General features: G+C 66.9%; 26 protein-coding genes. 7 read left to right on the plus strand and 19 right to left on the minus strand.

Features of this window, described 5'->3' with window-relative positions:
• Positions 1–73: 73 nt before the first annotated feature.
• Together CXR42_RS19425 and acnA are read right to left on the minus strand one after the other, a co-directional pair.
• Positions 74–220: a hypothetical protein gene (locus tag CXR42_RS19425; RefSeq protein WP_180995945.1), complete on the minus strand. Its 147-nt coding sequence runs from the start codon at positions 218–220 to the stop codon at positions 74–76.
• A gap of 113 nt (positions 221–333) precedes the next feature.
• The gene (gene acnA, locus CXR42_RS01140) at positions 334–3021 is read right to left on the minus strand and encodes an aconitate hydratase AcnA (protein WP_103255680.1); all 2688 of its coding nucleotides are present in this window, start codon (positions 3019–3021) and stop codon (positions 334–336) included.
• Positions 3022–3199: 178 nt separating this feature from the next.
• Between acnA and CXR42_RS01145 the strand changes: the two genes are divergently transcribed.
• Positions 3200–3895 (plus strand): DUF1223 domain-containing protein, encoded by a 696-nt coding sequence (locus CXR42_RS01145; RefSeq protein WP_103255681.1) that lies wholly within the window; start codon positions 3200–3202, stop codon positions 3893–3895.
• Between the two features lie 42 nt (positions 3896–3937).
• On the opposite strand, the gene CXR42_RS01150 is transcribed toward CXR42_RS01145, so the two are convergent.
• The 7 genes from CXR42_RS01150 to CXR42_RS01175 form a co-directional block, all read right to left on the minus strand.
• On the minus strand, positions 3938–4834 hold the full coding sequence (locus CXR42_RS01150) for an LpxL/LpxP family acyltransferase (RefSeq protein ID WP_103255682.1): 897 nt from the start codon (positions 4832–4834) through the stop codon (positions 3938–3940).
• On the minus strand, positions 4818–5720 hold the full coding sequence (locus tag CXR42_RS01155; RefSeq protein ID WP_103255683.1) for a DMT family transporter: 903 nt from the start codon (positions 5718–5720) through the stop codon (positions 4818–4820). The genes CXR42_RS01150 and CXR42_RS01155 overlap by 17 nt, the downstream gene beginning before the upstream one ends.
• Positions 5721–5928: 208 nt before the next feature.
• Entirely contained in the window at positions 5929–7008 is a 1080-nt protein-coding gene (locus tag CXR42_RS01160) for a flagellar motor switch protein FliG (protein ID WP_103255684.1), read from the minus strand.
• 59 nt (positions 7009–7067) lie between these two features.
• On the minus strand, positions 7068–7232 hold the full coding sequence (locus tag CXR42_RS19430) for a hypothetical protein (RefSeq protein WP_180995946.1): 165 nt from the start codon (positions 7230–7232) through the stop codon (positions 7068–7070).
• 26 nt (positions 7233–7258) lie between these two features.
• Positions 7259–7792: a hypothetical protein gene (locus CXR42_RS01165; protein ID WP_103255685.1), complete on the minus strand. Its 534-nt coding sequence runs from the start codon at positions 7790–7792 to the stop codon at positions 7259–7261.
• Between the two features lie 98 nt (positions 7793–7890).
• Positions 7891–9195, minus strand: a complete 1305-nt coding sequence (gene purB / locus CXR42_RS01170) for an adenylosuccinate lyase (RefSeq protein ID WP_103255686.1) — start codon at positions 9193–9195, stop codon at positions 7891–7893.
• Positions 9196–9258: 63 nt separating this feature from the next.
• A complete protein-coding gene (locus CXR42_RS01175) occupies positions 9259–9630 on the minus strand; it encodes a hypothetical protein (protein ID WP_103255687.1) in 372 nt (123 codons plus the stop codon).
• Positions 9631–9705: 75 nt separating this feature from the next.
• On the opposite strand from CXR42_RS01175, the gene CXR42_RS01180 reads away from it, so the two are divergent.
• Together CXR42_RS01180 and CXR42_RS01185 are read left to right on the plus strand one after the other, a co-directional pair.
• Positions 9706–10287 (plus strand): TetR/AcrR family transcriptional regulator, encoded by a 582-nt coding sequence (locus CXR42_RS01180; RefSeq protein WP_103255688.1) that lies wholly within the window; start codon positions 9706–9708, stop codon positions 10285–10287.
• A 9-nt stretch (positions 10288–10296) separates the two neighbouring features.
• Positions 10297–11181 (plus strand): endonuclease/exonuclease/phosphatase family protein, encoded by an 885-nt coding sequence (locus CXR42_RS01185; protein WP_103255689.1) that lies wholly within the window; start codon positions 10297–10299, stop codon positions 11179–11181.
• Positions 11182–11265: 84 nt separating this feature from the next.
• Here the strand turns inward: CXR42_RS01185 and dddP are convergent, their stop codons facing one another.
• Together dddP and CXR42_RS01195 are read right to left on the minus strand one after the other, a co-directional pair.
• The gene (dddP, locus tag CXR42_RS01190; protein WP_103255690.1) at positions 11266–12600 is read right to left on the minus strand and encodes a dimethylsulfonioproprionate lyase DddP; all 1335 of its coding nucleotides are present in this window, start codon (positions 12598–12600) and stop codon (positions 11266–11268) included.
• 176 nt (positions 12601–12776) lie between these two features.
• Positions 12777–13742 carry a hypothetical protein gene (locus tag CXR42_RS01195; protein WP_146037974.1) on the minus strand — a complete coding sequence of 322 codons (966 nt, stop codon included), beginning with the start codon at positions 13740–13742 and terminating at the stop codon, positions 12777–12779.
• A 132-nt stretch (positions 13743–13874) separates the two neighbouring features.
• Between CXR42_RS01195 and CXR42_RS01200 the strand changes: the two genes are divergently transcribed.
• Genes CXR42_RS01200 through CXR42_RS01210 form a run of 3 tightly spaced genes read left to right on the plus strand, consistent with a single transcriptional unit; the run spans position 13875 to position 16141 of the window.
• The gene (locus CXR42_RS01200) at positions 13875–14672 is read left to right on the plus strand and encodes a heme-dependent oxidative N-demethylase family protein (protein ID WP_245875316.1); all 798 of its coding nucleotides are present in this window, start codon (positions 13875–13877) and stop codon (positions 14670–14672) included.
• The gene (locus tag CXR42_RS01205; protein WP_103255692.1) at positions 14669–15265 is read left to right on the plus strand and encodes an NAD(P)H-dependent oxidoreductase; all 597 of its coding nucleotides are present in this window, start codon (positions 14669–14671) and stop codon (positions 15263–15265) included. Before CXR42_RS01200 ends, CXR42_RS01205 begins: the two co-directional genes overlap by 4 nt.
• The gene (locus CXR42_RS01210; protein WP_103255693.1) at positions 15266–16141 is read left to right on the plus strand and encodes an alpha/beta hydrolase; all 876 of its coding nucleotides are present in this window, start codon (positions 15266–15268) and stop codon (positions 16139–16141) included.
• A gap of 154 nt (positions 16142–16295) precedes the next feature.
• On the opposite strand, the gene CXR42_RS01215 is transcribed toward CXR42_RS01210, so the two are convergent.
• From CXR42_RS01215 to CXR42_RS01225, 3 genes are all read right to left on the minus strand, one after another.
• A complete protein-coding gene (locus CXR42_RS01215; RefSeq protein ID WP_103255694.1) occupies positions 16296–17012 on the minus strand; it encodes a hypothetical protein in 717 nt (238 codons plus the stop codon).
• A gap of 203 nt (positions 17013–17215) precedes the next feature.
• Positions 17216–18625: a type I glutamate--ammonia ligase gene (gene glnA, locus CXR42_RS01220; RefSeq protein ID WP_103255695.1), complete on the minus strand. Its 1410-nt coding sequence runs from the start codon at positions 18623–18625 to the stop codon at positions 17216–17218.
• A gap of 70 nt (positions 18626–18695) precedes the next feature.
• Positions 18696–19034 carry a P-II family nitrogen regulator gene (locus CXR42_RS01225; RefSeq protein WP_103255696.1) on the minus strand — a complete coding sequence of 113 codons (339 nt, stop codon included), beginning with the start codon at positions 19032–19034 and terminating at the stop codon, positions 18696–18698.
• A gap of 170 nt (positions 19035–19204) precedes the next feature.
• Between CXR42_RS01225 and CXR42_RS01230 the strand changes: the two genes are divergently transcribed.
• Complete coding sequence (locus tag CXR42_RS01230) at positions 19205–20839, plus strand: NAD(P)H-hydrate epimerase (RefSeq protein ID WP_103255697.1); 1635 nt, start codon at positions 19205–19207, stop codon at positions 20837–20839.
• Between the two features lie 46 nt (positions 20840–20885).
• Here CXR42_RS01230 and CXR42_RS01235 read toward each other — a convergent pair whose 3' ends face one another.
• Genes CXR42_RS01235 through CXR42_RS01255 form a run of 5 tightly spaced genes read right to left on the minus strand, consistent with a single transcriptional unit; the run spans position 20886 to position 25796 of the window.
• The gene (locus tag CXR42_RS01235; RefSeq protein ID WP_103255698.1) at positions 20886–22322 is read right to left on the minus strand and encodes a mannitol dehydrogenase family protein; all 1437 of its coding nucleotides are present in this window, start codon (positions 22320–22322) and stop codon (positions 20886–20888) included.
• Positions 22323–23090 carry an L-iditol 2-dehydrogenase gene (locus CXR42_RS01240; RefSeq protein ID WP_103255699.1) on the minus strand — a complete coding sequence of 256 codons (768 nt, stop codon included), beginning with the start codon at positions 23088–23090 and terminating at the stop codon, positions 22323–22325.
• Positions 23087–24076 (minus strand): ABC transporter ATP-binding protein, encoded by a 990-nt coding sequence (locus CXR42_RS01245; protein WP_103255700.1) that lies wholly within the window; start codon positions 24074–24076, stop codon positions 23087–23089. Before CXR42_RS01245 ends, CXR42_RS01240 begins: the two co-directional genes overlap by 4 nt.
• A gap of 6 nt (positions 24077–24082) precedes the next feature.
• Entirely contained in the window at positions 24083–24913 is an 831-nt protein-coding gene (locus CXR42_RS01250; protein WP_103255701.1) for a carbohydrate ABC transporter permease, read from the minus strand.
• A 10-nt stretch (positions 24914–24923) separates the two neighbouring features.
• Entirely contained in the window at positions 24924–25796 is an 873-nt protein-coding gene (locus CXR42_RS01255) for a carbohydrate ABC transporter permease (protein ID WP_103255702.1), read from the minus strand.
• Positions 25797–25830: the final 34 nt, after the last annotated feature.

Raw genomic sequence — 25830 nt, forward strand, 5'->3', positions numbered from 1 at the left:
GTAAACCATGTTTGCATGGGCGTAGGGTGGGCCGTTCCGCCGCGCTTGTCGCGGCGGGTGGCCCACCGCCGGTTCAGGCAAGCAGCAACAGCAGTCCCAGCGCCGCGCACAGCAGCAACTCCACCACCGGCAGGCTGGCCAGCACATCGCCCCGGCCCGCAACGGAAACCGACCGCACCGGCAGGACAGGCGGACGAAGCGGCGGGAAGCGGTGCGACATGGGAACGGCCTTCTGGCGTTGCGACTACCCGACACTGCCCTGCCAGCCGTTGAAAAAGACTGAAGGCCCGGGACGCGCCCGGGCCTTCAATTGGAAACAATCCGTTTCCGAAATCAGGAGGCCGCGAGGTCCCGCAGCACATAGTGCAGCACGCCGCCGTTCTGCACATATTCGATCTCGATCGCGGTATCGATCCGGCACTTCAGCTGGATCACCTTCTCGGTCCCGTTGGCATAGCGGATGGTGCAGGGCACCAGGCTGAGCGGCTTCAGGTCGCCCTCCAGCCCGCCGATCGACACGACCTCGTCGCCCTTCAGGCCCAAGGACTTGCGGGTGTCGCCGCCGGTGAACTCGAACGGGATGACGCCCATGCCGACCAGGTTCGACCGGTGGATACGCTCGAACGATTCGGCGATCACCGCCTTGACGCCGAGAAGGGCCGTGCCCTTGGCCGCCCAGTCACGGCTGGAGCCCGCGCCGTATTCGATGCCGCCGAAGATCACCAGTGGCGTGCCAGCCGCCTGATAGGCCATCGAGGCGTCGTAGATCGAGGTCTGCGCGCCGTCCGGCCCAAGGGAATAGCCGCCCTCAACCCCGTCAAGCATCTCGTTCTTGATGCGGATGTTGGCGAAGGTGCCGCGCATCATCACCTCATGGTTGCCGCGCCGGGCCCCATAGGAGTTGAACTCGGACACCGGAACCTGCCGCTCGGTCAGATACTTGCCAGCCGGGGTCGTCGCCTTGAACGACCCTGCGGGCGAGATGTGGTCGGTGGTGATCATGTCGCCCAGCAGCGCCAGGACCCGCGCGCCGGTGATGTTGTTGATGACACCCGGCGTGGCCGACATGCCCTGGAAATAGGGCGGGTTCTGGATGTAGGTCGAGCTTGCGGGCCAATCGTAGGTCTCGCTGTCGGTGATCTCGACCGCCTGCCACTTGGCGTCGCCTTTGAAGACATCGGCGTATTTTTTCATGAAGGCTTCGCGCGTCACGACCGCATGGACGATGTCGGCGATTTCCTTGTTCGTCGGCCAGATGTCCTTGAGGTAAACCGGCTGGCCATTCGACCCGGTGCCCAGGGGCTCGGTCGTCAGGTCGATGTTCATGTCGCCGGCCAGCGCATAGGCCACGACCAAGGGCGGCGAGGCGAGGTAGTTCGCGCGCACGTCCGGGCTGATCCGGCCCTCGAAGTTCCGGTTGCCCGACAGGACCGCAGCGGCCACAAGGTCGCCCTCGTTGATCGCCTTGGAGATTTCAGGCTGCAGGGGACCGGAGTTGCCGATGCAGGTGGTGCAACCGTAGCCGACCAGGTTGAAGCCCACGGCGTCCAGATCCTCCTGCAGGCCGGCGGCGTTCAGGTATTCCGACACGACCTGCGACCCGGGGGCGAGCGAGGTTTTCACCCAGGGCTTGCGGTTCAGACCCAAAGCCCGGGCCTTCCGCGCCACCAGACCCGCGCCGATCAGCACATAGGGGTTCGACGTGTTGGTGCAGGAGGTGATCGAGGCGATCACCACCTTGCCCGAGGACAGTTTGTAGTCCTGGCCTTCCACGGCCACTTCCACGCCCTGCGGGCGCTTGAAGCTGGCCTCCATCTCCTTGGCGAAGCTGGCTTTCGCGTCGGTCAGCGGCAGGTAGTCCTGCGGGCGCTTCGGGCCCGAGATGGCGGGGACGATCTCGCCCATGTCCAGTTGCAGGGTCGAGGTGTAGATCGGGTCATAGTCCGGCCCGCGCCACATGCCATTGGCCTTGGCATAGGCCTCGACCAGGGCGATGCGGCCCTCCTCCCGGCCGGTCTGGCGCAGGTAGCGCAGGGTTTCGTCGTCGATCGGGAAGAAGCCGCAGGTCGCGCCGTATTCCGGGGCCATGTTGGCGATGGTCGCGCGGTCGGCGAGCGGCAGGTGATCCAGTCCCGGGCCGTAGAATTCGACGAACTTGTTGACGACGCCATGCTTGCGCAGCATCTGCACGACCTTCAGCACCAGGTCGGTCGCGGTGGTGCCTTCCTTCATCTCGCCGGTCAGCTTGAAGCCGACGACCTCGGGGATCAGCATCGACACGGGCTGGCCCAGCATCGCGGCTTCGGCCTCGATCCCGCCGACGCCCCAGCCAAGGACGGCCAGACCGTTGACCATCGTGGTGTGGCTGTCGGTGCCGACGAGGGTGTCGGGGTAGGCGACCAGGTTGCCGTCCTGGTCGGTGTCGGTCCAGACGGTCTGGGCAAGGTATTCCAGGTTCACCTGGTGGCAGATGCCGGTGCCGGGCGGCACGACGCGGAAGTTGTTGAACGCGTTCTGGCCCCATTTCAGGAAGACGTAACGCTCCATGTTCCGCTCATACTCGCGGTCCACGTTCATCTGGAAGGCGCGGGGGTGGCCGAATTCGTCGATCATCACCGAGTGGTCGATCACAAGGTCGACGGGGACCAGCGGGTTGATCTTGGCGGCCGAGCCCTTCAGGCCCTTGATCCCGTCGCGCATCGCGGCCAGGTCGACGACCGCCGGAACGCCGGTGAAGTCCTGCATCAGCACGCGGGCGGGGCGATAGGCGATCTCGATCGGGTTCTGGCCCTTTTGCTTGCCCCAGGTCGAGAAGGCCTTGATGTCGTCCACGGTGACGGTCTTGCCATCCTCGAAGCGCAGCATGTTCTCCAGCACCACCTTCAGCGCGGCGGGCAGCTTGGAGAATTCGCCCAGGCCCGCGGCCTCGGCGGCGGGGATGGAGTAGTAGGCGACCGTCTGGCCCCCTGCGGTCAGGGTCTTGCGGGTCTTCGACAGGTCATGTCCAACGGCGACGGTCATCTCTGGCTCCCTTGAAAGGCGGCTTCGCGCGGCATTGTATGCAATTGTATGCCGAATATCCAGCCCCGGATTGCAGCTTTCCTGTCGGTTATGACAGGTCTCTCGCAAAACCTTGATTGGCCCGGCCCCACAGGTGTTTCTATAACAGCCCAGGGGATCAAGGATCAGGATAGGCGACATGCGACATTTCGTCAGCGCCGCTTGCGGCCTTTGGCTGGCAGCGGTGGCCCCTGCCCAGGCAGAGCCGGTGGTGGTGGTCGAGCTTTACACCTCGCAGGGGTGTTCGTCCTGTCCGCCTGCGGATGAGTTCGTGGCGATGCTGGCCTCGGACCCGCGCATCCTGCCTTTGGCGCTGCATGTGGATTACTGGGACTATATCGGCTGGGCCGACAAGTTCGCGAACCCGAAGTTCACCGACCGTCAGCGCGCCTATGCCAAGGCGGTGGGGTCGCGGACGATCTATACGCCGCAACTGATCATCGGCGGCCAGGACCGGATCGAAGGCTTCGCGCCGGACGAAACCGCGGCCCGGCTACGGGATCACATGGCCAAGGGCAGCCACGTGCGCCTGACCGTCACGCGCGAAGGCGACCGCTTGGTGATCCGGGCCGAAGCCGACCCGCCCCTGACCGAGCCGGTGCGCGTGCAACTGGTGCGCTACAAGCCGGCAGAGACGGTCACCATCGAACGCGGCGAGAATGCGGGCAAGACGGTGACCTATACCAACATCGTCACCTCGTGGGAGGGGTTGGGCGACTGGGCCGGGCAGGAGCCGCTGGAACTGACGGCCCCGTTCCCGGGCGCAGAGCCGGGCGCGGTGATCGTGCAGACCAGCGGACCGGCAGCGATTCTGGCAGCGGCCCGGGTGAAATAGGCGCGGGGGTAGGGTGGGCGATATCGCCCACCTTACGCCCGTCTAGGCCGCGCCGCCGCCCTTCCAGCGCCGGTGGATCCAGAACCATTGGCCGGGATGAGCGCGCACCCGCTCCTCCAGCGCCTGGGTGACAGCCAGCATCATCGCCTCGGGCGTGCTGTGTGGCACCGGGGCGTCCATTTCGACCCGGAAGCTCAACCCGTCCGGGCGGCGCGTGGCAAAGAACGGGATGAGGTCAGCCTTGAACCGCAGCGCCAGTTCTGCCGCCGACAGGGCGGTGCGGGCCGGTTGGCCCAGGAAGGGCAGCGCGGTGCCGCTTGCCATATCCTGGTCGAAGAGCAGCACCAGTTGCCCCCCCGCCTTCAGATGCCGCACGAAGCCCGCCGTCCCCGCCCGGCCTTGCGGAAAGACCGGGCCGCCGAAGGCCTCCATCGTGCGGACGTAATGCGCGTTGAAATAGCGGTTGCGCAGATTGCGATACAGCCCGCCGATCTGGAACCCGCGCGCCACCAGAGCGGCCCGCGCGGCCTCGTAATTGCCGAAATGGCCCGAGACCAGGATCACCGGCCGCCCGGCGTCGCGCGCGGCGATCAGCGCGGCATAGCCTGGACCCTGCGGCTCGATCGCGGCGGCGCGGGTCTGGAAACCGTGGGTCGAATAGTTCTCGATCAGGGTCCGCCCGGCATTGTCCAGCGCGGCCTCGGCGATGGCGGCTCGCTCGGCCATTGGTCGGTCGGGCCAGACCAGCGCGAGGTTCTCGCGCGCCCGCGCGCGGTAGCCCGCCAGCGGCCCTACCACCCGCCGCACCAGCCAGCCACCAAAGCCCACGCGCCAGCGGTAGGGCAGCGCCAGCGCCAGCCCGATCATCCCGCGCGCGGCGAGATTCACCAGGTAATGGTCCAGCCGGAACGGCGGGCGGTCGTCAGCTTCGGTCGTCATCGGGGCCTGTGACGGCGGCGCGCGCGCCAAGGGTTTCGCGGTGCCAGACATAAAGTCCCGCGCCCACGATCACAAGCGCACCGATCACCGTCCAGCGGTCGGGCCATTGATCGTACAGAACCACGCCCCAGAAGGCGGCAAAGACGATCCCGAGATAGGCGAAGGGCGCGACCACGCTGGCCTCGGTGATCGAGAAGCTGCGGATGATGCACAGTTGCGCCCCGGTCCCCAGGCAGGCGATCAGGGCGAATTTCCACAAGTCCTCGACCGCAACCGGCTCCCAGACGAAGGGCAGGGCGATGCCTGCGACCAGCGTGCCGAAAAGTGCGGCATAGACCATCGAGGCCCAGACGCTTTCCTGCGCGCCGATCCGGCGGGTCAGCAGCGCCGAGGTCGCATAGGACAGCGCGCAAAGAAGCGGCAGGACGGCCCACCAACTGAAGACCCCGGCGCCGGGGCGGATCACGATCAGGGCGCCGGCCAGGGCGACGACGACCCCGGCCACGCGACGCGGGCCCAGCCGTTCACCCAGGAACAGCGCCGCCCCCAGCGTGATCAGGACCGGGTTGATGTCGGCGATGGCCGTGGCCTCGGCCAGGCCGATATGCGGCAGTGACAGGAAGAAGAAGGTGGTGGCCCCGAACTGCGAGGCCGAGCGCCAGAAATGCAGCACCGGAAAGCGGGTGCGCAGGATGGGGCCAAGCCGGATGTTCAGGATCAGCAGGACCAGCAGCAACTGCCCGGCAAAGCGGACCCAGATCACCTGCGGCGCGGGATAGCGGGCGATCAGCCCTTTTGCCGTCGCGTCCATCGCGGTGAAGAGGAAGATCGCGGCGATCATCAGCGCCACGCCGCGGCTGACGGAGGAAAGGGAGGTGCTGCCCATGCCCCGTGTCTAGGGGCGGTCAGGGATGGCCGCAAGGGTGATGCGCCCATGACTTACCTTGGGCCGGGGCGGGCCGGGTGCCGGGAAGGATGGGCGTAAGGTGGGCGAATCGCCCACCCTACGCCGGATCGGCAGGCCAGCGGCGTCGGCTGCCGCCAACCGGCGCGTTTCGGTCTCTGGTCAGGGTTCGAAGGCTTGGCGGGCCCCCTCACTCCTCCTCGGGCTGGATCAGGACGATCTCGCCGCTGGCCTCCAGGTCGCGGATCGCGTTGACGATGATGTTCATCGCCTCTTCCGCGTCCTTGTCCTTGATCTTGCCGCGCGCGGCCATCTCCTCGCGCAGGCCCTGGGCCAGGCGCTGCGAAATGTTGGCCAGGATGAATTCGGCCGCGGCCTCCAGCTCGGGCTTGCCTTGTGCGCCGGCGCAGGCGGTGACCAGTTGCGGCTGTTCCACCAGCCGGGTGATCTTTGGCACGTCGCGGGCCGAGACGCGGGCCGGGATATGGACAAAGGTGAAGATCGCCTTGCGCACCTCGGCCGCAAAGGCGGCATCCTCGACCTCCAGCCCCTGCAGGACATCGTCCCGCGTCAGCGCGGGCGAGACGTTCAGGATCGCCCCCACCCGCTGCACCGGGGCGGTGTCGAAGGCCTTGGGCGGCTGGTTGTCCAGTTCGGCCAGCAGGGCAAGGCCGATGCGGCGCACGGTTTCGGGGTCGACATTGCCGGTCATCGACACCGCATAGGCCACCCGCCGCGCCCGGTCGCCGGGCAGCTTTCCCAGCAGATCCGCGGCCTTGGCCACCGGCAGCTTGGACAGCATCACCGCCCCCACCTCGACCGCCTCATCGGTCAGGATCGGCAACAGGCGGTCGGGCGGCAGGGTCACGATCCGCTCCCACGGGTCGACCTTGGACGAGGCCCCGGCCAGCCGCCGCAGGCGGGTGGCGGCGGATTGCGAGATATGCCCATCCATCATGTTCAAGGCCCCCTCGATCCCGCCGGGGAAGGCCAGGCCCACGGATTCCAGTTCGGACAGGAATTCGCTGACGACCGTATCCAGGGTATCCCGGTCGATCAGCCGCATCTGGCCCATCTGTTCGGCCAGCGCCGCCTGCATGTGTTCGGGAAGCGAGGCAAGCGGCAGTGAGGCCCCCTCGGTCAGAAGGTAGCGCACGATGATCGCGGCCTTGGCGCGGGGGGTAAGAACCCGCCGCCCGCCCGGGCCGCCGACCGAAATGGCGCGGCGGTCCTGGGTGATGCGGGCAAGCGGGACGATATCCTGGGTCATGCGGGGCCTATGCGTCGAATCTCTCGACCTCAGCCTCGCAGCGCCCGGTTAACGCCGGCTTAGCTTGAGGGCGTCGCCGCGCAGGTGCCGGTCGCGGCATCCCAGGTCGTGCCCGGCATGCAGGACGAGGCGGTCTGGTCCTTGGCCTTGTCCGAGCAGCCGGCATAGGCCAGCGCCGGGGAAACCGAGAGGGCAAGCGCGGCGAGGGTCAGTGCGATCTTCATGGGTCGTCCTCCTGTTGAGTTCTGGGTCAGTAAGTATAGGTCGTGCCGGTGGCGATGGCCTTGGCCAGCGCCTGATCGGCCCAGGTGCCGCCCCCGCCATACATGCGGATGGCGGCAAGCTGTTGCTGTGCCAGCGCAATTTCGTCCATCTGGACCAGAAGCTGGCCATAGTAGCTGCGGGCCAGATGGTTGTCCTTGTCCAGCGCAATGGCGCGTTCGTAGGCGGCGATGCCTTCCTCGACCCGGCCGGTCTGGCGCAGCAGGAAGCCCTGATAGGTCAGGACACGCGGGGTCTCGCCCTCGGTCATCAGGGCCAGGATCGCCAGCGCCTCTTCGGGCCGGTCGGAATAGGCAAGCTCCCTCACCGCGCCATAGCGCTGGTCGTCGCTGAGAGACGAGCTTTCCGCCTTGATGCAGGTCGCGGTCTTGTCATCCCAGACCTCGCCCTTGGCGCATTCGGTCGTGGTCTCGGTGGGCTTTGGCGGCTCAGTGTCGTCGCTGCCCGCCGCAAGCGAAAGCTGCGGGGCCAGGGCAAGGGCGGCGGCAAGGATCATGCGCATCGGTCGACCTTTCGGCAAGTTTCCGAAAGATAGCACGGTCGCGGCGCAATCAAGCGCGCGAAGTTGCGACAGCCCGCCGCAGCCGGATCACGCTTGCGTCAGGTGCCGAAAACCCGGGCGAAGATCGTGTCGACATGCTTGGTGTGATAACCAAGGTCGAACTTTTCCTCGATTTCGGCCGGCGAAAGCGCCGCCGTGACTTCGGGGTCGGCCAGAAGCTCGGTCTTGAAATCCGCGCCCTTCTCCCAGACTTTCATCGCGTTGCGCTGGACCAGGCGATAGCTGTCCTCGCGGCTGACGCCGGCCTGGGTCAAGGCTAGCAGCACGCGCTGCGACATGACCAGCCCTTTGAACTTGTTCATGTTGCGCAGCATGTTCTCGGGGTAGATCACCAGCTTTTCCACCACGCCGGCCAGCCGGTGCAGCGCAAAGTCCAAGGTCACCGTCGCATCCGGCCCGATGGCGCGTTCGACCGAGGAATGGCTGATGTCCCGCTCATGCCACAGGGCCACGTTCTCCAACGCCGGGACCACGGCCATGCGCACCAGCCGCGCAAGGCCGGTCAGGTTCTCCGTCAGCACGGGGTTGCGCTTGTGCGGCATCGCGCTGGAGCCCTTCTGGCCGGGCGAGAAGAACTCTTCCGCCTCCAGCACTTCGGTCCGCTGCATGTGACGGATCTCGATGGCGACGTTCTCGATGCTGGAGGCGATCACGCCCAGCGTGGCGAAGAACATCGCGTGGCGGTCGCGCGGAATGACCTGGGTGCTGATCGGCTCGGGCGTCAGGCCCAGCATCTTGCAGACATGCTCTTCGACCGCCGGGTCGATGTTGGCAAAGGTGCCGACCGCGCCGGAAATCGCGCCGGTGGCCACTTCGGCCCGGGCGTTCACCAGCCGCGCGCGGTTGCGCGCCATTTCGGCATAGAAGCGGGCGAAGGTCAGGCCCATCGTCGTGGGTTCGGCATGGATGCCGTGGCTGCGGCCGATGCGGACCGTATCCTTATGCTCATAGGCGCGGGTCTTCAGCGCCGCCAGCACCCGGTCCAGGCCCTTCAGCAACAGATCGGCCGCCCGCACCAGCTGGATGTTCAGCGTCGTGTCCAGCACGTCCGACGAGGTCATGCCCTGATGCACGAAGCGCGCATCCTCGGACCCGATATGCTCGGCCAGATGGGTCAGGAAGGCGATCACGTCATGCTTTGTCACCGCCTCGATCTCGTCGATCCGGGCCACGCTGAATTCCACATCCTTGGCGCGCCAGACAGCTTCGGCATTGGCCTTGGGGATCACGCCAAGGGCGGCCTGCGCGTCGCAGGCATGGGCCTCGATCTCGAACCAGATCTTGAAGCGGGCTTCCGGGGACCAGATCGCCACCATATCGGGACGGGAATAGCGCGGGATCATGGGGGCCTCCGGGGGGTAGGGGTTTGGCGCCCCCTTACGCCGCGCAAGTCCAGCGCGCAAGCGTCAGGCGAAAAGGCCGATGATCCCCAGGGCCGAGATGACCGCGAAGGCCAGCCCCTGCGGCAAGTCGCGCAACGTGCCGAGGCGTGACAGGCCATAGCCGACGAACAGCGCGGTGAAGGACAGGAACAGCGCGATGGGCAAGAGTGCGAGGGCAAGGGCCTGGGCCGGCACGAACGCCGCAGCGATCAGGGCGGCCCCGCCAAAGGCCATCACCGCGGTCGCCGCGTGCCAGACGACCGACCAGACTGCCTTGGCCGGTTCGGGCCAGTGGGCAGCCACCATCGGCCGGTGAATCTCGCGCCCACCCAGCGTGACGTGGATGACGTCAAGGAGCAGCGCGCCGAGGCCGGCGGACAAAAGCCAGATGTTCATGAGTATCTCCATACGGTTGCGTATGGTTTAGCTGTTCTGCTGGACGATGTCCATACGGTGGCGTATGTTTTGCAGATGAAACCTCAGGATGGACGGGCGCGGCTGGGCCGCGAGTATTGGGTCAAAGCCGGCCTGCGGGCGCTGGTGGACGGCGGAATCCTGGCTGTCCGGGTAGAGCCCCTGGCGCGCGAGATCGGGGCGACCAAGGGATCTTTCTATTGGCATTTCAAGGATCTCGCCGACCTTCATCAAGCGATGCTTGAACTGTGGGAAGAAGTGGCAACCCACGCCATCACCCGGGCAGTGCGCGCCTCGGGACGGGATGCACGGGGGCAGCTTGACCTTTTGATCGCGCTTGCCTCGGCCCCGCCGGGCCCAACCTTCGGGGGCGCGGCCATCGAACCGGCCCTGCGCGACTGGGGGCGCAGCGACCCGCGCGCCCGCGCCGCGGTCGAGCGGGTGGATCGGCAGCGGCTGGCCGATGTGCAAGGCTTCCTGAGGGACGCGGGCCTGGCGGAGGCCGAGGTCACGCCAAATGCCCACCTCATTTATGCCGCAGTGATCGGGTTTGAGACCCTGCGATTGACGACGGCAGTCGACATGCACGACGGGTTGCGGCGGCTTGTCTCGCGGCTTTTCGGGCAGGGCGGCGGGTGAAGGGTAACGATGGAAGACGAACATCCGATCTGGACGGCGCTGGTCAAGACCGCGCTGGTGCTGACGATCCTGCTTCTGGCGGGGGGCTATCTGGGCTGGGTGCATCCCCTGGGCGATTCGCTGGCCGTGGGCCGGGGCTATGCCGCCGGGGCCTTGGCGCTGCTGGCCATCGTCGCGGGCTTTCTGGGCCTGCAGATGGCGGCCTTCGGCTCTACCCTGGTGGCGCTGGTCGCGGCCCTGCAAGTGGCGCTGGCCTTCTTCTGGCCCGGGCCGCCGGGAACCTTCGCGCTGTACCAGAAGAACCTGTTCTTCCAGAACGCCGCCCTGGCCGAGGTCGAGGCCGATATCCGCGGCACGCGCCCGCTGGCGGTGACCCTGCAAGAGGTCTCGCCCCCGAACGAGGCGCTGCTGGCGGCGCTGGCGGCCGAGTATCCGGGGCAGTTGCATTGCAGGACCGGGCGGCGTGGCGGGACGGCGGTGCTGACACGCCTGCCGGTGGTCCCTGGCTCGGAAACCTGCGCCGACGGACTGGCCGCGCTGCAGGTCCAGCTTGAAGAGCGGGCGGTCTGGGTCGTCTCGGTGCATCTGTCCTGGCCCTGGCCCTATGACCAGCAGGCCCAGGTCGATGCGCTGGTCCCGGTGCTGGCGGGGCTGGAGGGGCCGGTGCTGATGGCGGGCGATTTCAACATGGTGGGCTGGGGCCATGCGGTGAAGCGGATGGCCTGGGCGGTGGACGGCCTGCAGGCCGGGCCGACCGGCGGCAGCTACCTGGGCTTTGCCCCGGTGCTGCGCCTGCCCATCGACCACGCCTTTGCCCCGAACGGCGGCCGGATCACCTTTCGCCCGGCGCTGGGGTCGGACCACCTTGGGCTGTTTGCCGAACTGGAGCCCTGATCGCCCGCTCGTCGATGACTGCGTCACTCCTCGCTGCGGTTGAACCGTCCGAGGAGAAGACGCAGTCGCACGACGAGGGGGGCGTCAGGCCAGGAAGCGCGGGTCGAAGGGATAGCGGGTCAGCGTCTCGCAGCCGGTGTCGGTGATCAGCACCTGATCCTCCAGCTTGATCGAGAAATCGCCCCCTTCTGGCGAAACCAGTGCCTCGACGCACAGGACCATCCCCGGTTCCAGGGCGGCGTCAAAGGCGCCGGGCATCCAGCCGTCGGGATAGTGGACATAGGGCCACTCGTCGCACAGGCCCACGCCATGCATCTTGCAGCTGTATTTCTGCGCCCAGTATTCCGGTGCCAATTGGTGGCCGCCCATCACCAGCTCTTCGATGGTCACGCCGGGCCGCAGGCGGTCCTTGTGGTCGGCGATATGGTCCAGCGCGTGGTGGAACGCGCTGACCATCGCATTGGAGGGCCGCGCGTCGCCCACCCACCAGGTCCGGCTGATGTCGATGCAGAAACCATAGGCCCCGATCAGGTCGGTGTCGAAGGCGACGATCTCGTTCGGCTGCACGATCCGCGGGCCACATTCCTGAAACCACGGGTTGGTCCGGGGCCCGCTGGCCAGAAGCCGCGTCTCGATCCATTCGCCGCCGCGCCGGATGTTGGCGGCGTGCAACTCGGCCCAGATCGCATCCTCGCTGACCCCGCCCTTCGGCACTTCGGCCCGGGTGAAGGCCTCCATCTCGGCGATCCCCGCCTCGCAGGCGGCATGGGCGCAGCGCATCGCCAGGATCTCGTCCGGGGTTTTCACCGCGCGGACCCGTTCGGTCACCTCTTCGCCTTCCTCGACCGTGAAGCCCACCGCCTCCAGCGCGCGCAGCCCGTGGACCATGATCTTGTCCACCGCCAGCCGCCGATTGGTCCCGGCATGGGCGCGCATCACCTCATCGACCTGGGCGGCAAAGCCCTTGGCCGCCTCGGCCCCCCGGTCGCCGGTGGAGTTGTAAAAGAACGTCGCCCCCGAGCGCAGTTCCTTGACCAAGGGGTTGAAGGTCACGAGGAACGGCGAATTCTTGTACTCCCACATCACCAGATGCCCGTCGGCGCACAACAGGCAGGCGCGGAACGGGTTGTGGGTGTTCCAAAGCAGCATGTTGGTGGTATCGGTGGCATAGCGGATGTTCAGGGGATCGAACAGCAGCAGGCCGCCATAGTCCCGCGCGACCAGCCCGGCGGTCAGCTTCTGCCAGCGCTCCGTGCGCATCCGGCCCAGGTCGGGCAGGGCAAGGCCCAGGGCCTCCCATTCGCGAAAGGCCAGCTGGGTCGGGCCGATCTCCACCCGGTCGTTGTCGTTCGGGGTTCCGTCGCCCAGGGCCGCGCCCTTGCTGGGGTCGATCTTCCGGCGGTCGCGCTGATAGGTCATGGCTGCCTCCCCTTGGGTGCAGGCTGCCGGGCCGGTGGCGGGAAAGATCGCCTGGAAACGACGCGCCGCTTCGTTTTCGGCAGGCTCTGGCCGATCAACCAGGACCGTGCGTCCGTGCCAGGGACCGACACCCCCGCGCGTCCCGCATCTGTTACCGCAAGCCCCCGGCCGTCCCGTCAGTGCAGGGTGCGCTTTTTCCCGAAAGGCCACCATCCCTTGCGCCCCGCGCCGCCCGTTTGCGTGGCGGCGGTCGCCCGCGCTTGCAGTGCCTCGGCCGGCCCGATCAGCATGCAGATCCCGCCGGCCGGCGTCATCGGGTCCGGGGGCCTAAACTCCAGCCGGAAGGCCGTGCGCTCGTCGAACGACCCCACGACGCCATCCTCCAACTCGCGCGCGCCAATGATATGGCCCAGCATGATCACCTGCATCGCCGCAAGAATCGCGTTCGGGTCATAGGTCGTCGTGTCGGCAAAAAGCGTGCGGCCGCACAAGAGCTCTGACCTCCGCATCACGATGCCATGCGTCTGCCGGCCGTCCGGGGTCAGACCGGTGTCAAAGACCTGCGGCTGCGCGGTCAACGAGACCGGGAAGGGCAGGGCGGGGGTCACGGGCGGAAAGTCATAGGCGGTGTACAAGAGGTCCGTGTCGCACCAATGCACCACGGTCGGCGTCGGCATGATCGTCTCGACGATCGCCTCGACCACGCTGTGCAGGACCGAGATCTTGACCCGCGGGTCCACGGCTTCGACCGTCTGCGCCATCCCCGCAGCCTGCATCAACTCGCGCATCGCGGGGACCATCGGCAGCTTGCCGTCGCCCACGGTGACGAAGACATGCTCGATATGGTCCTCAACCCAATGGCCGAAACGTTCGTTGCGCATCCGGTTGACGCCCGCGTTCAGCGCAGCCTGGAACCCCTCGGCCGGCAGTCTGGTCCGGTTGAACGAAATCGCGACATAGAGGTTGTCGCTGCGAAAGACGACGCCGCCCTCGGCCTGCAGGTTGGTCATGGCCACGCCGTTGCCCGCCCGACCCAGCCGCTGGTTCACCTCACCCAATAGCGCCTGATAGTCCGGGATGCGGAAGGGCGTGTCGTAAAGGATCGCCGCGTCGAAGGTCATCACCGGAAAGGACATGGGCACCAGCACTCAGGGTTGCGTTCTGCCCCGGATAGCAACCTGACCCTGCCGAAAAGTAAAGCCCCGCGAAACCGTGACCGGCCCACCCGTCCGCCCCCGGTTGCAGCCGCCCGGCAGGCGTGGTCAAAGACCGCCATGGCCACCCCGATGCAAGACACGCCGATCCTGCAGGACCGCCTGCCGCACTTGCCCTGGATCGACCCGCGCACCCGCCGCCTGCCCGGCATCCTGCCGGTCGAGGGCCGCGACTGGCTGCGCCTGGACGAGGCCTATGCCCCCCAGATGGCGCTGCGCGACCGCCTGATCGCCGCCCAGCCGCAGGTTGTCCACGCGCTTCTCCCCCAGGCCTGCCCCGCGGCCGAGGAGTTGTACCACGCCACCCTCGACTGGCTGCGCAGCGCCCCCGGCTTCACCCTGACCGACAGCACCGCCACCCGGCCCGATGGCGTAACCGTCCCGCTGGACCCGTCGCAACCGCTCCTGACCCTTGGCCGCCTGGTGCAAGAGGATCTGTGCCTGATGGAGCGCCAGGACCAGGAATACGCCCTGACCGGCGGCATCCTGTGCTTTCCGGCAAGCTGGTCGCTGGCCCAGAAGATCGGCCGCCCGATGACCAGCATCCACGACCCGGTCCCGGTCTACGACGCCGACATCGCCAAACGCGTGGCCCGGCTTTTCGACGCCATCAGACCCGAGCAACCGCTCTGGCGGATGAATTACCTGACCTACGACGACTTCGTCCTGCACCAGCCGCGAATCGAGGGCGAGCGGCGCCCCCAGCCCCAGGGCCATGTGTTCATCCGCTGCGAACGCCAGTGCCTTATGCGCCTGCCCGTGACCCGCGCCGTGGTCTTTACCATCCACACCTATGTCGTGGACGCGGCCAGCGTCAGCCCGGACGACCTCGCCGCCCTGCGAAAGGCCGTCCATTGACCCGCTGCCTGATCGTTACCGCCCATCCCCGGGGCCGCAGCCTGACCGCCCGCCTTGCCGCGACGCTGGAGGGGCAGGCCCGCGCCATGGGCTGGCAGGTCACCCGCCGCGACCTGTACGACGGGTTCGACCCGGTCCTGACGCCTGAGGAACGCGCCGGCTATTACACCACGCCCGCCGACACCCTGGCGCAGGACAAGGCCGACCTTGCCCAGGCCCAGGTCCTGATCCTGGTATTCCCGACCTGGTGGTTCGGCTTCCCGGCGATCCTGAAGGGCTGGTTCGACCGGGTCTGGACGCCGGGGCTGGCCTTCGACCATTCCCCGGGCTTCGGCCCGATGCTGCCCCGCCTTGACCGGCTGCAAGAGGTGCTGGCCGTCACCACCATGGGGGCGCCCGGCTGGATCGACTGGCTGGTCCTGCGCCAGCCCCTGCGCCGCATCCTGCGGCTGGCCATCCTGAAACCCTGCGCGCCAAAGGCCCGCCTCACCTGGCGCGTGCTGCACAGCGCCGAGGCGGTGGCCGAACCCCGCATCATCCGGCTGGAAGCCCGACTTGCCGCCGACCTCACCCGCCTGCAACGGAGACTGTAGATGCCCGGACTGATCCGTCGCACGCTTCTGATCGGCGGCACTGCCGCGCTGGCCGCAGGGGCCGTCGCCTGGTGGCGCCGCAGCCCGGCCGCGACCGAGGTCGCCTATGGCCCCGACCCCCGGCAGGTGATGGACGTGACACTGCCCGACGGTCCCGGCCCGCACCCGGTCCTGATGCTGGTCCACGGCGGCGCCTTCCGCATGGGCGACAAGTCCGACCTTGCGATCTGGCCAGAGGTTCTGGCCGCCGGCATCGCCGTGGTCCGCATCAACTACCGCCTCTCCGGCACCGCGCCTTGGCCCGCGCAGGGCGAGGATACGCTGGCCGCCGTGGTCCATCTCCAACGCGAAGGCGCGAACCTTGGCCTCGACCCCTCGCGCCTGGTGCTGCTTGGCCAGTCGGCTGGAGCCTTCCTTGCCGTGTCGACCGCGCTCAGCCTGGTCGAGGTCGGCCTGCCGCCGCGTGGCGTGGTCAGCCTCTTCGGGCCGATGGATTTCTCGACCATGGACCAGGACATGGCCACCCTGGGCCGCACCCCCGCCATGGGGCCCACCGATGCCGCCGACAGCCCGGAAAGCCAGCTTCTGGGCTTTCCCGTGGCCCAGGACCGCGCCGCGGCCCGCGCCATGGGTCCGATCGGCCGGCTTGACCGGCTGCGCGAACCCTTGCCGCCGCTCCTGATCCGCCACGGCGATGCCGACCCCCTGGTCGCCGATCTGCAAGCCAAGCGCCTGCGTGAGGCCTGGGTCGCTGCCGACCCCGAGGCCGCCGTCGATTACAAGCTTGTCCCCGGCGCCGGCCACGGTGGCGCGCCCTTCGAAACCGATCCGGTCAAGTCCGAGGTCCTTGCCTTCATCACTCAGGCCCTGACCTAGGCCTTTCACCTGGCTGCAAATATCCTCCGGGGGTTTGGGGGTGGAAAACCCCCAAGCGCCGAGCCGTTTTGCGTCCTTCACGCAAAACGGCGAGACAAAAGCCTTGCGCGGCACGCGCTCATTCTGAAAACCGCCCCAATCCCGGAGCCGCGGCTTAGTCCTCGGTCCCGATCTGCCGCAGGTCGCGTCCCTTCAGCCAAAGCCACAGCGCCCAGACCAGCCCCAGCGGCAGCACAAGGATCACGCTGGCCCAGCCGGCCAGGTAGCCCGCGACCTGCATTGTCCCCTCTGCCGTCGGGCCGGGCGGGGCCGGGGGCTGGTCAGGGGCTTTCGGGCGGGGCGCATCCGGCTCTGCGCCGATCTCGTCCCGGATCGCGGCCAGGGGATCGTCCCCAGGCTGCAAGACCACCGGCTCGGCCAGCACCACGGGTGCAACCTCTCCCGGTGGCGGCGCGGGTTCTGGCGCCGGCGCGGGTTCGGGCGCGGCCGCAACGGCCTCCCACAGATAGGGTTGGATCTCGGCCACCAGCGCATTGCCGCGCGGCACCTCGGGGTCGGCGGTGGCGCTGCCATGGGCCAGGGTGGTCGCAAGATTGGCGATCCAACCCGCCACCCGCAGGTGCGATGGGACAAAGCGTTCCGCCCGGCCCAGCTTTTCTGCCGGAATCCGTCCGGTTCCCGCCTTGATTTTCAGTGCCCCCCGCCGGAGGCCCCGCGCCGCCCAGGCCAGGACCGGCGCCACGCCCTCGCGAGACAGATGCAGGCTGGCCGACCCCAGCGCGCGCAGGTTGAACGGCGGCCGCTGCCCACCCGAGGCCCAGATCTCCGGCCGGCCGCGTCCCGACGATTTCCGCAAGGGATCCTGCGCCATGTCTCTCCCGCCGGTTGCTGCGGCCGCAGGCTAGCGCAGGCCCGCCCGCCCATGCAACAGCCCAGGCTCACCCCTTGCCAAAAGGTTAACGACGCGGCGCTGCTGCGAACGATTACAAGGGCTTACCCAGGTCGCCCCGCGTGGACATGCCAGCGAAAAAGGGCGCCCGAAGGCGCCCTTTCCCAAGCCCGGACCCGGGGGTCTCAGCAAGAATAGTACATCTGGTACTCGATCGGGTGGGGGGTATGCTCGTAGGCGTAGACTTCCTCCCACTTCAGCCCCATGTAGGCCTCCAGCTGGTCGCGGGTAAAGACGTCGCCCGCCAGCAGGAAGTCCATGTCCTTCTCCAGTTCCTCCAGCGCCTCGCGCAGCGAACCGCAAACCGTCGGGATCTGCGCCAGTTCTTCCGGCGGCAGGTCATAGAGGTCCTTGTCCGAAGCCGGGCCCGGGTCGATCTTGTTCTTGATGCCGTCCAGGCCGGCCATCAGGAGGGCCGCGAAAGCCAGGTAGGGGTTCGCCGACGGATCGGGGAAACGGGCCTCGACACGCTTGGCCTTCGGCGACTCGGTCCACGGGATCCGGACGCAGCCCGACCGGTTGCGGGCCGAATACGCGCGCAGAACCGGGGCTTCAAAGCCGGGGATCAGACGCTTGTAGCTGTTGGTGCCGGGGTTGGTCAGCGCGTTCAGGGCCTTGGCGTGCTTCAGGATGCCGCCGATGAAGTACAGCGCCTCCTGGCTCAGGTCGGCATACTTGTCGCCCGCAAAGAGCGGCTTGCCGCCGCGCCAGATCGACATGTTGACGTGCATCCCCGAGCCGTTGTCGCCCTTCATGGGCTTCGGCATGAAGGTCACGGTCTTGCCGTAGGCGTGCGCCACGTTGTGGATCACGTATTTGTACTTCTGGATGTTGTCGGCCTGCTCGACCAGACCGCCGAAGATCATGCCCAGTTCGTGCTGGCAGGTCGCAACCTCGTGGTGGTGCTTGTCGACCTTGATGCCCATCCGCTTCATGGTGGACAGCATCTCGCCGCGGATGTCCTGGGCTTCGTCGATCGGGTTCACCGGGAAGTAGCCGCCCTTGTGGCCCGCGCGATGGCCGTAGTTGCCGCCTTCGGTCACGGTGTCGGTGTTCCATGCCGCAGCCTCGGCGTCGATCTCGTAGGCCACCTTGCGGGGCGTCACCGAGTAGCGGACATCGTCGAACAGGAAGAATTCGGCCTCGGGGCCGCAATAGAACGCATCGCCAACGCCCGAGGACTTGAGGTAGGCCTCTGCCTTCAGCGCGGTCTGGCGCGGGCAGCGGCTGTACGCCTCGCCGGTGTCGGGCTCGACCACGTTGCAATGCACGCACATGGTCTTTTCCGCGTAGAACGGATCGATATAGACCGAACCCGCGTCGGGCATCAGCTTCATGTCGGACTGGTCGATCGACTTCCAGCCCGCGATCGACGAGCCGTCGAACATGAAGCCTTCCTCGAAGAAGTCCTCGTCCACCAGGTCGGCGACCAGCGTCACGTGCTGGAGCTTGCCCTTAGGGTCGGTAAAGCGGATGTCGACATATTCGACCTCCTCGTCCTTCATCAGTTGCAGAGCCTTGGCAACGGCGCTCATCTGACTGCCTTTCGGTTTGGGGTTGATGGGATCAAGGGCACTGATTTTCTGCGAAAATCAGCATCCCGGTTCAGACAGCATCGTCGCCGGTTTCGCCGGTGCGGATGCGGATGGCTTGTTCCACGGGGGTGACGAAGATCTTGCCGTCGCCGATCTTGTCGGTGCGCGCGGCGGCGATGATCGCCTGGACGGCGGTGTCGACCATGTCGTCGGTCAGCACGACCTCGATCTTCACCTTGGGCAGGAAGTCGACGACATATTCGGCGCCACGGTACAGTTCCGTATGGCCCTTCTGCCGGCCAAAGCCCTTGACCTCGGTCACCGACAGGCCCTGGATGCCCGCTTCCTGAAGCGCCTCTTTGACTTCATCCAGCTTGAACGGCTTGATGATGGCTTCGACTTTCTTCATGGGCAGGCTCCCCCCGGTTCCGTCTCTGCCCCTCTCACCACTTCCCCGACCGGGGGGCAATGTGACAGGGTTTTCCGATGGTGCATCGCCGGGGGATTCCTGCGGTGACGCATAAAATTTGTGCAATGCGCCTGCGAGGTGGGCGATTTGGAAACTTGGGTGCGCGAAAAATGACCGAACTCCTGACCGCCGCGCAGATGCGGGCCATCGAACAGGCAGCGATTGCCAGCGGAGAGGTCACGGGCCTTGAACTGATGGAACGCGCCGGGCGGGGCGTGGTCGAGGCGATCTTCGAGGAATGGCCGGAGTTGAAGGCCACCTCGCACCGGGCGGTGGTCCTCTGCGGGCCGGGCAACAACGGCGGCGACGGGTTCGTGGTGGCGCGGCTCTTGAAGGAGTGGGGCTGGGAGGTGGAGGTCTTCCTCTACGGCGATCCGGAGAAGATGCCGCCGGACGCGCGGGTGAATTATGAGCGGTGGGTGGGGATGGGGACGATTACTCCGCATGACAGGTCGGCATCGGATTATTCGGGATGCGATGGACTGGTGATAGACGCCGTTTTCGGCACAGGCCTCACCCGGCCCCTGTCGGGGGATGTGGAGAAATTCCTCCGTGCAATGGCGCGACGGGGCGTTGGAGTGTCAGTTGATCTCCCGTCTGGCTTTTGCGCCGATAGTGGCAAGTACCTGTCTGAAGAAGATCCCGACGGTCATCATTGCCCGGAGCCGCAGTTGATCGTCACCTTTCAGCGAAGCCGGCTAGGCCACATGCTGGACCAGCTTCCTTGCATTGATGCACGATTGAAGGTGGTAGACATTGGCATTGAGGGCTTTGTGCCGAAACGGCGGCGTAACCCGGGCGGTCCGGGCGATCCCGAAATCGTGGCACTTACCAGCAGGACCACGTCGCGCCGGGTTCACGAGAAGTCGGTAATCTTCGGCGCCAGTCGTCCTGCACAGCACAAATACTCCCACGGCCACGCCCTCATCCTCTCCGGCCCTTCGGGTCGCGGCGGGGCGGCGCGGCTGGCGGCGCGGGGGGCTTTGCGGATCGGGGCGGGGGTGGTGACGGTGGGGTGTCCTTTGGACGCGATCCCCGAAAACGTCGCGCGGCTGGATGCGGTGATGCTGCGGGGGGTGGCGGATGGGGCGGCCCTCGCCGGGGTGCTGGAGGATGGGCGGATCAATGCGCTGTGTGTGGGGCCGGGGTTGGGGGTCGGCGCGCGGGAGGCCGGGTTGGTGGGGGTGGCGTTGGAGAGTCGGGGGCCCCCCCCCCCCAACCAAAGACCGGGCGGGCCCCCCCCCCCCAATGTAAACCACCCCCCAGCCCACACCATCCTCTCCCAACACCCCGACCTCTTCGCCGCCCTGCATCCGGGATGCGTCCTCACCCCCCATGCCGGAGAATTCGCCCGCCTCTTCCCCGACATCGCGGAGAAGCTCGCGGCCCCCGCCACCAAAGGCCCCGCCTATTCCAAGGTCGACGCCACTCGGGAGGCGGCGGCGCGGGCGGGCTGCGTGGTCCTCTACAAAGGCCCCGACACAGTGATCGCCGACCCAATGGGGCGTTGCGCCATCAACTCCGCCCACTACGACCGGGCGGCGCCCTGGCTCGCGACCGCTGGGTCCGGCGACGTGCTGGCGGGGTTCATCACCGGGCTTCTGGCGCGGGGGTTTTCACCGTTTGATGCCGCTTGCACGGGGGCCTGGCTGCATGTGGAATGCGCGCTTTCCTTCGGGCCGGGGCTGATTGCCGAGGACCTGCCCGAGGAGTTGCCCAAGGTGTTCCGCGCGCTCGGGGTATGAGGGTGCGTGCCAGCACGGCACCTGCGAACCCGTAGGGTGCGTGATCTCACGCACCCTTGCCGATGTAGTCCTGCAGCACCGCCGCCGTCCCCTTCTCCCACAGCGCGTTCAGCGCCTTGGTGAAGGCCGCGACGAAGCGCAGGTCCTTGTTCAACTCGCCATAGATCGGCTTCATCTGCAGCCAGACCACAGGTGCGTCCCTTGCCGCCCGGGCCTGCGCTTGCAGATAGTCCCAGTTCGGGTCGTTCGGCGCGATGGGCGTGCCGCTGTCGCTGGTGCCAAAGCAATACCGGCACCACAGCGCCGAGACGAGCGCCAGCCCCTCGACCTTGCCCCCCGCCGCCAGCGCGTCGCGGACCGAGGGGATGATGAACTTCGGTTGCCGGTTGGAACCGTCGAGACACAGCCGCCGCTCGGTATCGGCCACCTCGGGGTTGCTGAACCGCTCGACGATCAGCCGGTAATAGGCGGCGATGTCGGTGTCGGGCACGGGGGGGACGTAAGGGATGATCTCCTCCGTCTCCACCTTGTCCAGGAAGCCGCGGATCAGGGGATGCGCCATCGCCTCGTGGACGTATTCGATGTCCATGAGGCCGCCGGGATAGGCGATGGTCGCATGGCCGCCGTTCAGGATGCGGATCTTCATCATCTCGAAGGCATGGACCTCGCCGGTGAAGGTGACGCCCACCTTCTCCAAGGGCGGGCGGCCGGTGGGGAAGTGATCCTCCAGCACCCATTGCCGGAAGGGCTCGCACGTCACGGGGACCGGGTCGGACAGGCCGAAGCTTGCGGCCATCTCGCGCTCGCGCGGGCCGGTGGCGGGGGTGATGCGGTCGACCATGCCGTTCGGGAAGGCGACCTGGGCCTCGATCCAGTCGGCAAGGGCCGGGTCCGACAGGCGGGCCGTGCCCACTACGGCGGCGCGGGTGACATGGCCGTTGCCGGGCAGGTTGTCGCAACTCATCACCGTGAAGGGCGGGATGCCGGCCGCGCGCCGGGTTTTCAGCGCGGAGACGATGGCACCAAAGGCGGTGCCGGGACGGTCGGGGGTCGCGCCGTCATGGGCAATCTCGGGCGCGCGGGGGTCAAAGCGGCCGGTGGCGGGGTCGATGAAATAGCCGCCCTCGGTGACGGTCAGGCTGACGATGCGGATCTCCGGCCGGGTCATTGCGGCGATCAGCGCGGCGTTGTCGGGTTCCACCGGCAGGAAGTCGATCATGCTGCCGATCCGCCGCGCCGATTTGCCCGCCGGGTCCAGCTCTATCACCGTGGAGAGGCAATCTTGCGCCGTCAGCGCCTCGCGCATCCGGGCGTCGCCCTCGCGCACCCCGGCACCCAGGATCGCCCAGTCGTGCCCCAGCCCCAGGGCGAAGAGGTCGTCCAGATAGACGGCCATATGCGCGCGATGAAAGTTGCCAAGCCCGATGTGGACGATGCCGGGCGTCAGCTTGGATCGGTCGTACGAGGGGAGCGTAGGTTCCATTCAGGCCATCCAGTTGCCGCCGTCCACGCCGAAGCATTGGGCGACGATGTATTTCGCTTCCGGCGTGGCAAGGAAGATCGCCATGCCGGTCAGGTCTGCGGCGGTGCCCATGCGGCCGAAGGGGACGGCCTGGCCCACCTCGCGCTTCTTCTGGCCGGCGGCCTTGTTTTCGTACTTGGCAAAGAACGCGTCGACGCCGTCCCAATGTTCGCCATCCACCACGCCGGGGGCGATGGCGTTGACGTTGATGCCGTGCTTGATCAGGTCCAGGCCTGCCGATTGCGTCAGGCTGATCACGGCGGCCTTGGTCGCGCAGTAGACGGCCACCAGCCCCTCACCGCGGCGACCGGCTTGGGACGCCATGTTGATGATCGTGCCGGTGCCCCTCGGGATCATGTGGCGCGCGGCGGCCTGGGTGCAGAACAGGGTGCCCGCGACGTTGACGGCAAAGAGCTTGTCATAGTCCTTGCGGCTGATCTCGACGATCGGCGCGGCCGAGAAGAGGGCGGCGTTGTTGATCAGGATGTCAAGCTGGCCCATCCGGCGCACGGCCTCGGCAAAGCCCGCTTCGATGCTGGCTTGATCGGTCACATCCATGACGATGGGATGCGCCTGCGGCCCCAGGCTTTCGGCCGCATGCGTCACGGCTGCGCTGTTCACATCGGCCAGCGCCACGGTCGCCCCCTCGGCGATATAGGCGCGGGCGAATTCCAGCCCGATGCCGCGTGCGGCCCCGGTGATCAGGGCGGTCTTGCCTTGCAGTCTCATAGGGCCAGCCCCTTGTCGTCAAAACGGTGGATCTTCCCGGCCGGAGCCAGCCGGATGCGGTCGCCGTGGTGGACGTTCAATTCGCCCGCGCCACGCACGTTGATGATGCCAAGGCCCGGCACATCGACCTTGATGAAACTGTCCGAGCCGAGGTGTTCCGACAGGCCCACCACCCCCTCCCACGGGCCGTCGCCGACGGTGATATGCTCGGGGCGGATGCCGATGGTGTGGGCGTTGTGCTTGGCGGCCTCGGCCCCCTCGATCAGGTTCATTTTCGGGCTGCCGATGAAGCCCGCGACGAAGATGTTCTTCGGGTTGTGGTAAAGGGTCAGGGGACTGCCGACCTGTTCGATGTTGCCGGCGTTCAGGACGACGATCTTGTCGGCCATGGTCATCGCCTCGACCTGATCATGGGTGACATAGACCATGGTGGTCTTGAGGGATTGGTGAAGTTCCGAAATCTCCTGCCGCATCCCGACCCGCAGGGCCGCGTCCAGGTTCGACAAGGGCTCGTCAAACAGGAACGCCGCAGGCTCGCGCACGATGGCGCGGCCGATGGCGACGCGCTGGCGCTGGCCGCCCGACAGCTGGCCAGGGCGGCGGTCAAGGTAGCTGGACAGGTTCAGCACCTTGGCCGCGCGTTCGACGCGCTTGTCCTGCTCGGCCTGGTCCATTCCGGCCATTTTCAGCGGGAAGGCGATGTTCTTGCGCACCGTCATGTGGGGATACAAGGCGTAGGATTGAAACACCATCGCCAGGCCGCGCTTGGCGGGCGGCAGGTGCGTTGCGTCCTTGCCGTCGATCTCGATCACGCCGCTGGTGGTATCCTCCAGCCCCGCGATCAGCCGCAGCAGGGTGGACTTCCCGCAGCCCGATGGCCCCACAAAGACGACGAACTCGCCATCCTCGATGTCCAGGTCCAGGCCGGGGATCACATGCACGTCGCCGAACGACTTGCGCACCTGGCGGAGTTGAATCTTGCCCATGTTACCTCACTTCACCGCGCCAAAGGTCAGGCCGCGGACGAGTTGCTTCTGGCTGAACCAGCCAAGGATCAGGATCGGCATGATGGCCATGGCACTGGCCGCCGAGAGTTTCGCGTAAAACAGCCCCTGCGGCGCCGAGAAGCTGGCGATAAAGGCTGACAAGGGGGCCGCCTTGGTGGTGGTCAGGGTGATCGTCCAGAACGCCTCGTTCCACGCCAGGATGATGTTCAGCAGCATGGTCGAGGCGATGCCGGGGATCGCCATCGGCGTCAGCACGTAGACGATCTCATTCCACAGGCTTGCGCCGTCCATCCGCGCGGCCTCAAGGATCTCGCCGGGGATTTCCTTGAAGTAGGTGTAAAGCATCCAGATGATGATCGGCAGGTTCATCAGCATCAGGACCAGCACCAGCCCGATCCGCGTGTCCAGAAGCCCGAACTGCAGGAACAAAAGGTAGATCGGCACCATCACCGCGACGGCGGGCATCATCTTGGTGGACAGCATCCACATCAGCAGATCCTTGGTCCGCTTGCCCGGCACGAAGGCCATGGACCAGGCCGCCGGAATGGCGATCAGCAGGCCCAGAAGCGTGGAGCCGACCGCGATCACGACCGAGTTCCAGAAGAACCGGGGATAGTCCGACCGGCCCCAGACCTCGACATAGTTCTCCAGCGTCCAGTCGGCACCCAGGAACTCGGGCGGCATGGCCACGGCGCTGGCCTCGGTCTTGAAGCTGGTCAGGATCATCCACAGGACCGGGAAGAAGATGATCAGGGCGACCGTCCAGGCGGCGATCGTGGTCAGCCACAGGCGACGGGGGGAATGGGCGCGGGCCATGGCTCTCTCCTCACGCGTCCAGATGCCGGCCAATGCCGCGCATCAGGAAATAGGCCACGATATTGGCCAGGATCACCGCGATGATCCCGCCGGCTGCTGCCCGGCCGATGTCCTTGGCGACGATGGCCTGCTTGAAGATCATGTAGGGCAGGGTGGTCGAGGCCGACCCCGGCCCGCCTTGGGTGGTGGTGAAGATCTCGCCGAAGATGCCCAGAAGGAAGATCGTCTGGATCAGGATCACCACGGTGATCGCCCGCGTCAGATGCGGCAGGATGATGAACCGGAAGCGGTTGAAGGCCGATGCCCCGTCCATTTCGGCCGCCTCCAGCTGCTCGGACGACAGCGATTGCAGCGCGGTGACAAAGATCAGCGTGGCGAAGGGCAGCCATTCCCAGGCGACGATCCCGATGACGCTTGGCATGGGATAGCTTTCCAGAAACAGGATCGGCTGCGCGCCGAAGCCCCGGGCGATGGCCGAGAACAGACCGTTCTGCGGATGCATGAACAGGTTTTCCCAGATCGAGGCGGCTACGGGCGGCATCACGAAGAAGGGCGCGATCACCAGGATGCGCAGCACGCCCTGGCCCTTGATCGGCTGGTCCAGAAGCAGCGCGATCAGGATGCCCAGAACCACGGTGATCAGCAGCACGCCCCCCACCAGCAACAGCGTATTGGTCAGCGCCAGCCAGAAATCGGGCGAGTTGAAGAACCAGACATAGTTGTTGACGCCCACCCAGCCGGTCCGGTCCGGCGACAGCAGCCGGTACAGCCGAAAGGAGAACCAGGCCGTCATCGCCAGGGGCACGATCATCCAGATGAACAGCAGGATGACAGAGGGCGCCACCATGAAGCGGGCAGCCAGGCGGGTGGATTGGGTGGACATGGGCGCGTCTCCGAAAGGGGCAAGGCGCGGGGGC

The sequence above is a fragment of the Tabrizicola aquatica genome (assembly GCF_002900975.1).
Lineage (GTDB): Bacteria > Pseudomonadota > Alphaproteobacteria > Rhodobacterales > Rhodobacteraceae > Tabrizicola > Tabrizicola aquatica.

What these genes read in the sequence shown, in the direction of transcription:
- dddP (WP_103255690.1), bottom strand. Translation starts at nt 12,600, where the DNA reads ATGACCTATCAGCGCGACCGCCGGAAGATCGACCCCAGCAAGGGCGCG.
- CXR42_RS01165 (WP_103255685.1), bottom strand. Translation starts at nt 7,792, where the DNA reads ATGCGCATGATCCTTGCCGCCGCCCTTGCCCTGGCCCCGCAGCTTTCG.
- CXR42_RS01235 (WP_103255698.1), bottom strand. Translation starts at nt 22,322, where the DNA reads ATGGAACCTACGCTCCCCTCGTACGACCGATCCAAGCTGACGCCCGGC.
- CXR42_RS01145 (WP_103255681.1), top strand. Translation starts at nt 3,200, where the DNA reads ATGCGACATTTCGTCAGCGCCGCTTGCGGCCTTTGGCTGGCAGCGGTG.
- glnA (WP_103255695.1), bottom strand. Translation starts at nt 18,625, where the DNA reads ATGAGCGCCGTTGCCAAGGCTCTGCAACTGATGAAGGACGAGGAGGTC.
- acnA (WP_103255680.1), bottom strand. Translation starts at nt 3,021, where the DNA reads ATGACCGTCGCCGTTGGACATGACCTGTCGAAGACCCGCAAGACCCTG.
- CXR42_RS01215 (WP_103255694.1), bottom strand. Translation starts at nt 17,012, where the DNA reads ATGGCGCAGGATCCCTTGCGGAAATCGTCGGGACGCGGCCGGCCGGAG.
- CXR42_RS01250 (WP_103255701.1), bottom strand. Translation starts at nt 24,913, where the DNA reads ATGGCCCGCGCCCATTCCCCCCGTCGCCTGTGGCTGACCACGATCGCC.
- CXR42_RS01245 (WP_103255700.1), bottom strand. Translation starts at nt 24,076, where the DNA reads ATGGGCAAGATTCAACTCCGCCAGGTGCGCAAGTCGTTCGGCGACGTG.
- CXR42_RS19430 (WP_180995946.1), bottom strand. Translation starts at nt 7,232, where the DNA reads ATGAAGATCGCACTGACCCTCGCCGCGCTTGCCCTCTCGGTTTCCCCG.
- CXR42_RS01230 (WP_103255697.1), top strand. Translation starts at nt 19,205, where the DNA reads ATGACCGAACTCCTGACCGCCGCGCAGATGCGGGCCATCGAACAGGCA.
- CXR42_RS01255 (WP_103255702.1), bottom strand. Translation starts at nt 25,796, where the DNA reads ATGTCCACCCAATCCACCCGCCTGGCTGCCCGCTTCATGGTGGCGCCC.
- CXR42_RS19425 (WP_180995945.1), bottom strand. Translation starts at nt 220, where the DNA reads ATGTCGCACCGCTTCCCGCCGCTTCGTCCGCCTGTCCTGCCGGTGCGG.
- CXR42_RS01185 (WP_103255689.1), top strand. Translation starts at nt 10,297, where the DNA reads ATGGAAGACGAACATCCGATCTGGACGGCGCTGGTCAAGACCGCGCTG.
- CXR42_RS01150 (WP_103255682.1), bottom strand. Translation starts at nt 4,834, where the DNA reads ATGACGACCGAAGCTGACGACCGCCCGCCGTTCCGGCTGGACCATTAC.
- CXR42_RS01210 (WP_103255693.1), top strand. Translation starts at nt 15,266, where the DNA reads ATGCCCGGACTGATCCGTCGCACGCTTCTGATCGGCGGCACTGCCGCG.
- CXR42_RS01225 (WP_103255696.1), bottom strand. Translation starts at nt 19,034, where the DNA reads ATGAAGAAAGTCGAAGCCATCATCAAGCCGTTCAAGCTGGATGAAGTC.
- CXR42_RS01175 (WP_103255687.1), bottom strand. Translation starts at nt 9,630, where the DNA reads ATGAACATCTGGCTTTTGTCCGCCGGCCTCGGCGCGCTGCTCCTTGAC.
- purB (WP_103255686.1), bottom strand. Translation starts at nt 9,195, where the DNA reads ATGATCCCGCGCTATTCCCGTCCCGATATGGTGGCGATCTGGTCCCCG.
- CXR42_RS01240 (WP_103255699.1), bottom strand. Translation starts at nt 23,090, where the DNA reads ATGAGACTGCAAGGCAAGACCGCCCTGATCACCGGGGCCGCACGCGGC.
- CXR42_RS01200 (WP_245875316.1), top strand. Translation starts at nt 13,875, where the DNA reads ATGGCCACCCCGATGCAAGACACGCCGATCCTGCAGGACCGCCTGCCG.
- CXR42_RS01155 (WP_103255683.1), bottom strand. Translation starts at nt 5,720, where the DNA reads ATGGGCAGCACCTCCCTTTCCTCCGTCAGCCGCGGCGTGGCGCTGATG.
- CXR42_RS01160 (WP_103255684.1), bottom strand. Translation starts at nt 7,008, where the DNA reads ATGACCCAGGATATCGTCCCGCTTGCCCGCATCACCCAGGACCGCCGC.
- CXR42_RS01180 (WP_103255688.1), top strand. Translation starts at nt 9,706, where the DNA reads ATGAAACCTCAGGATGGACGGGCGCGGCTGGGCCGCGAGTATTGGGTC.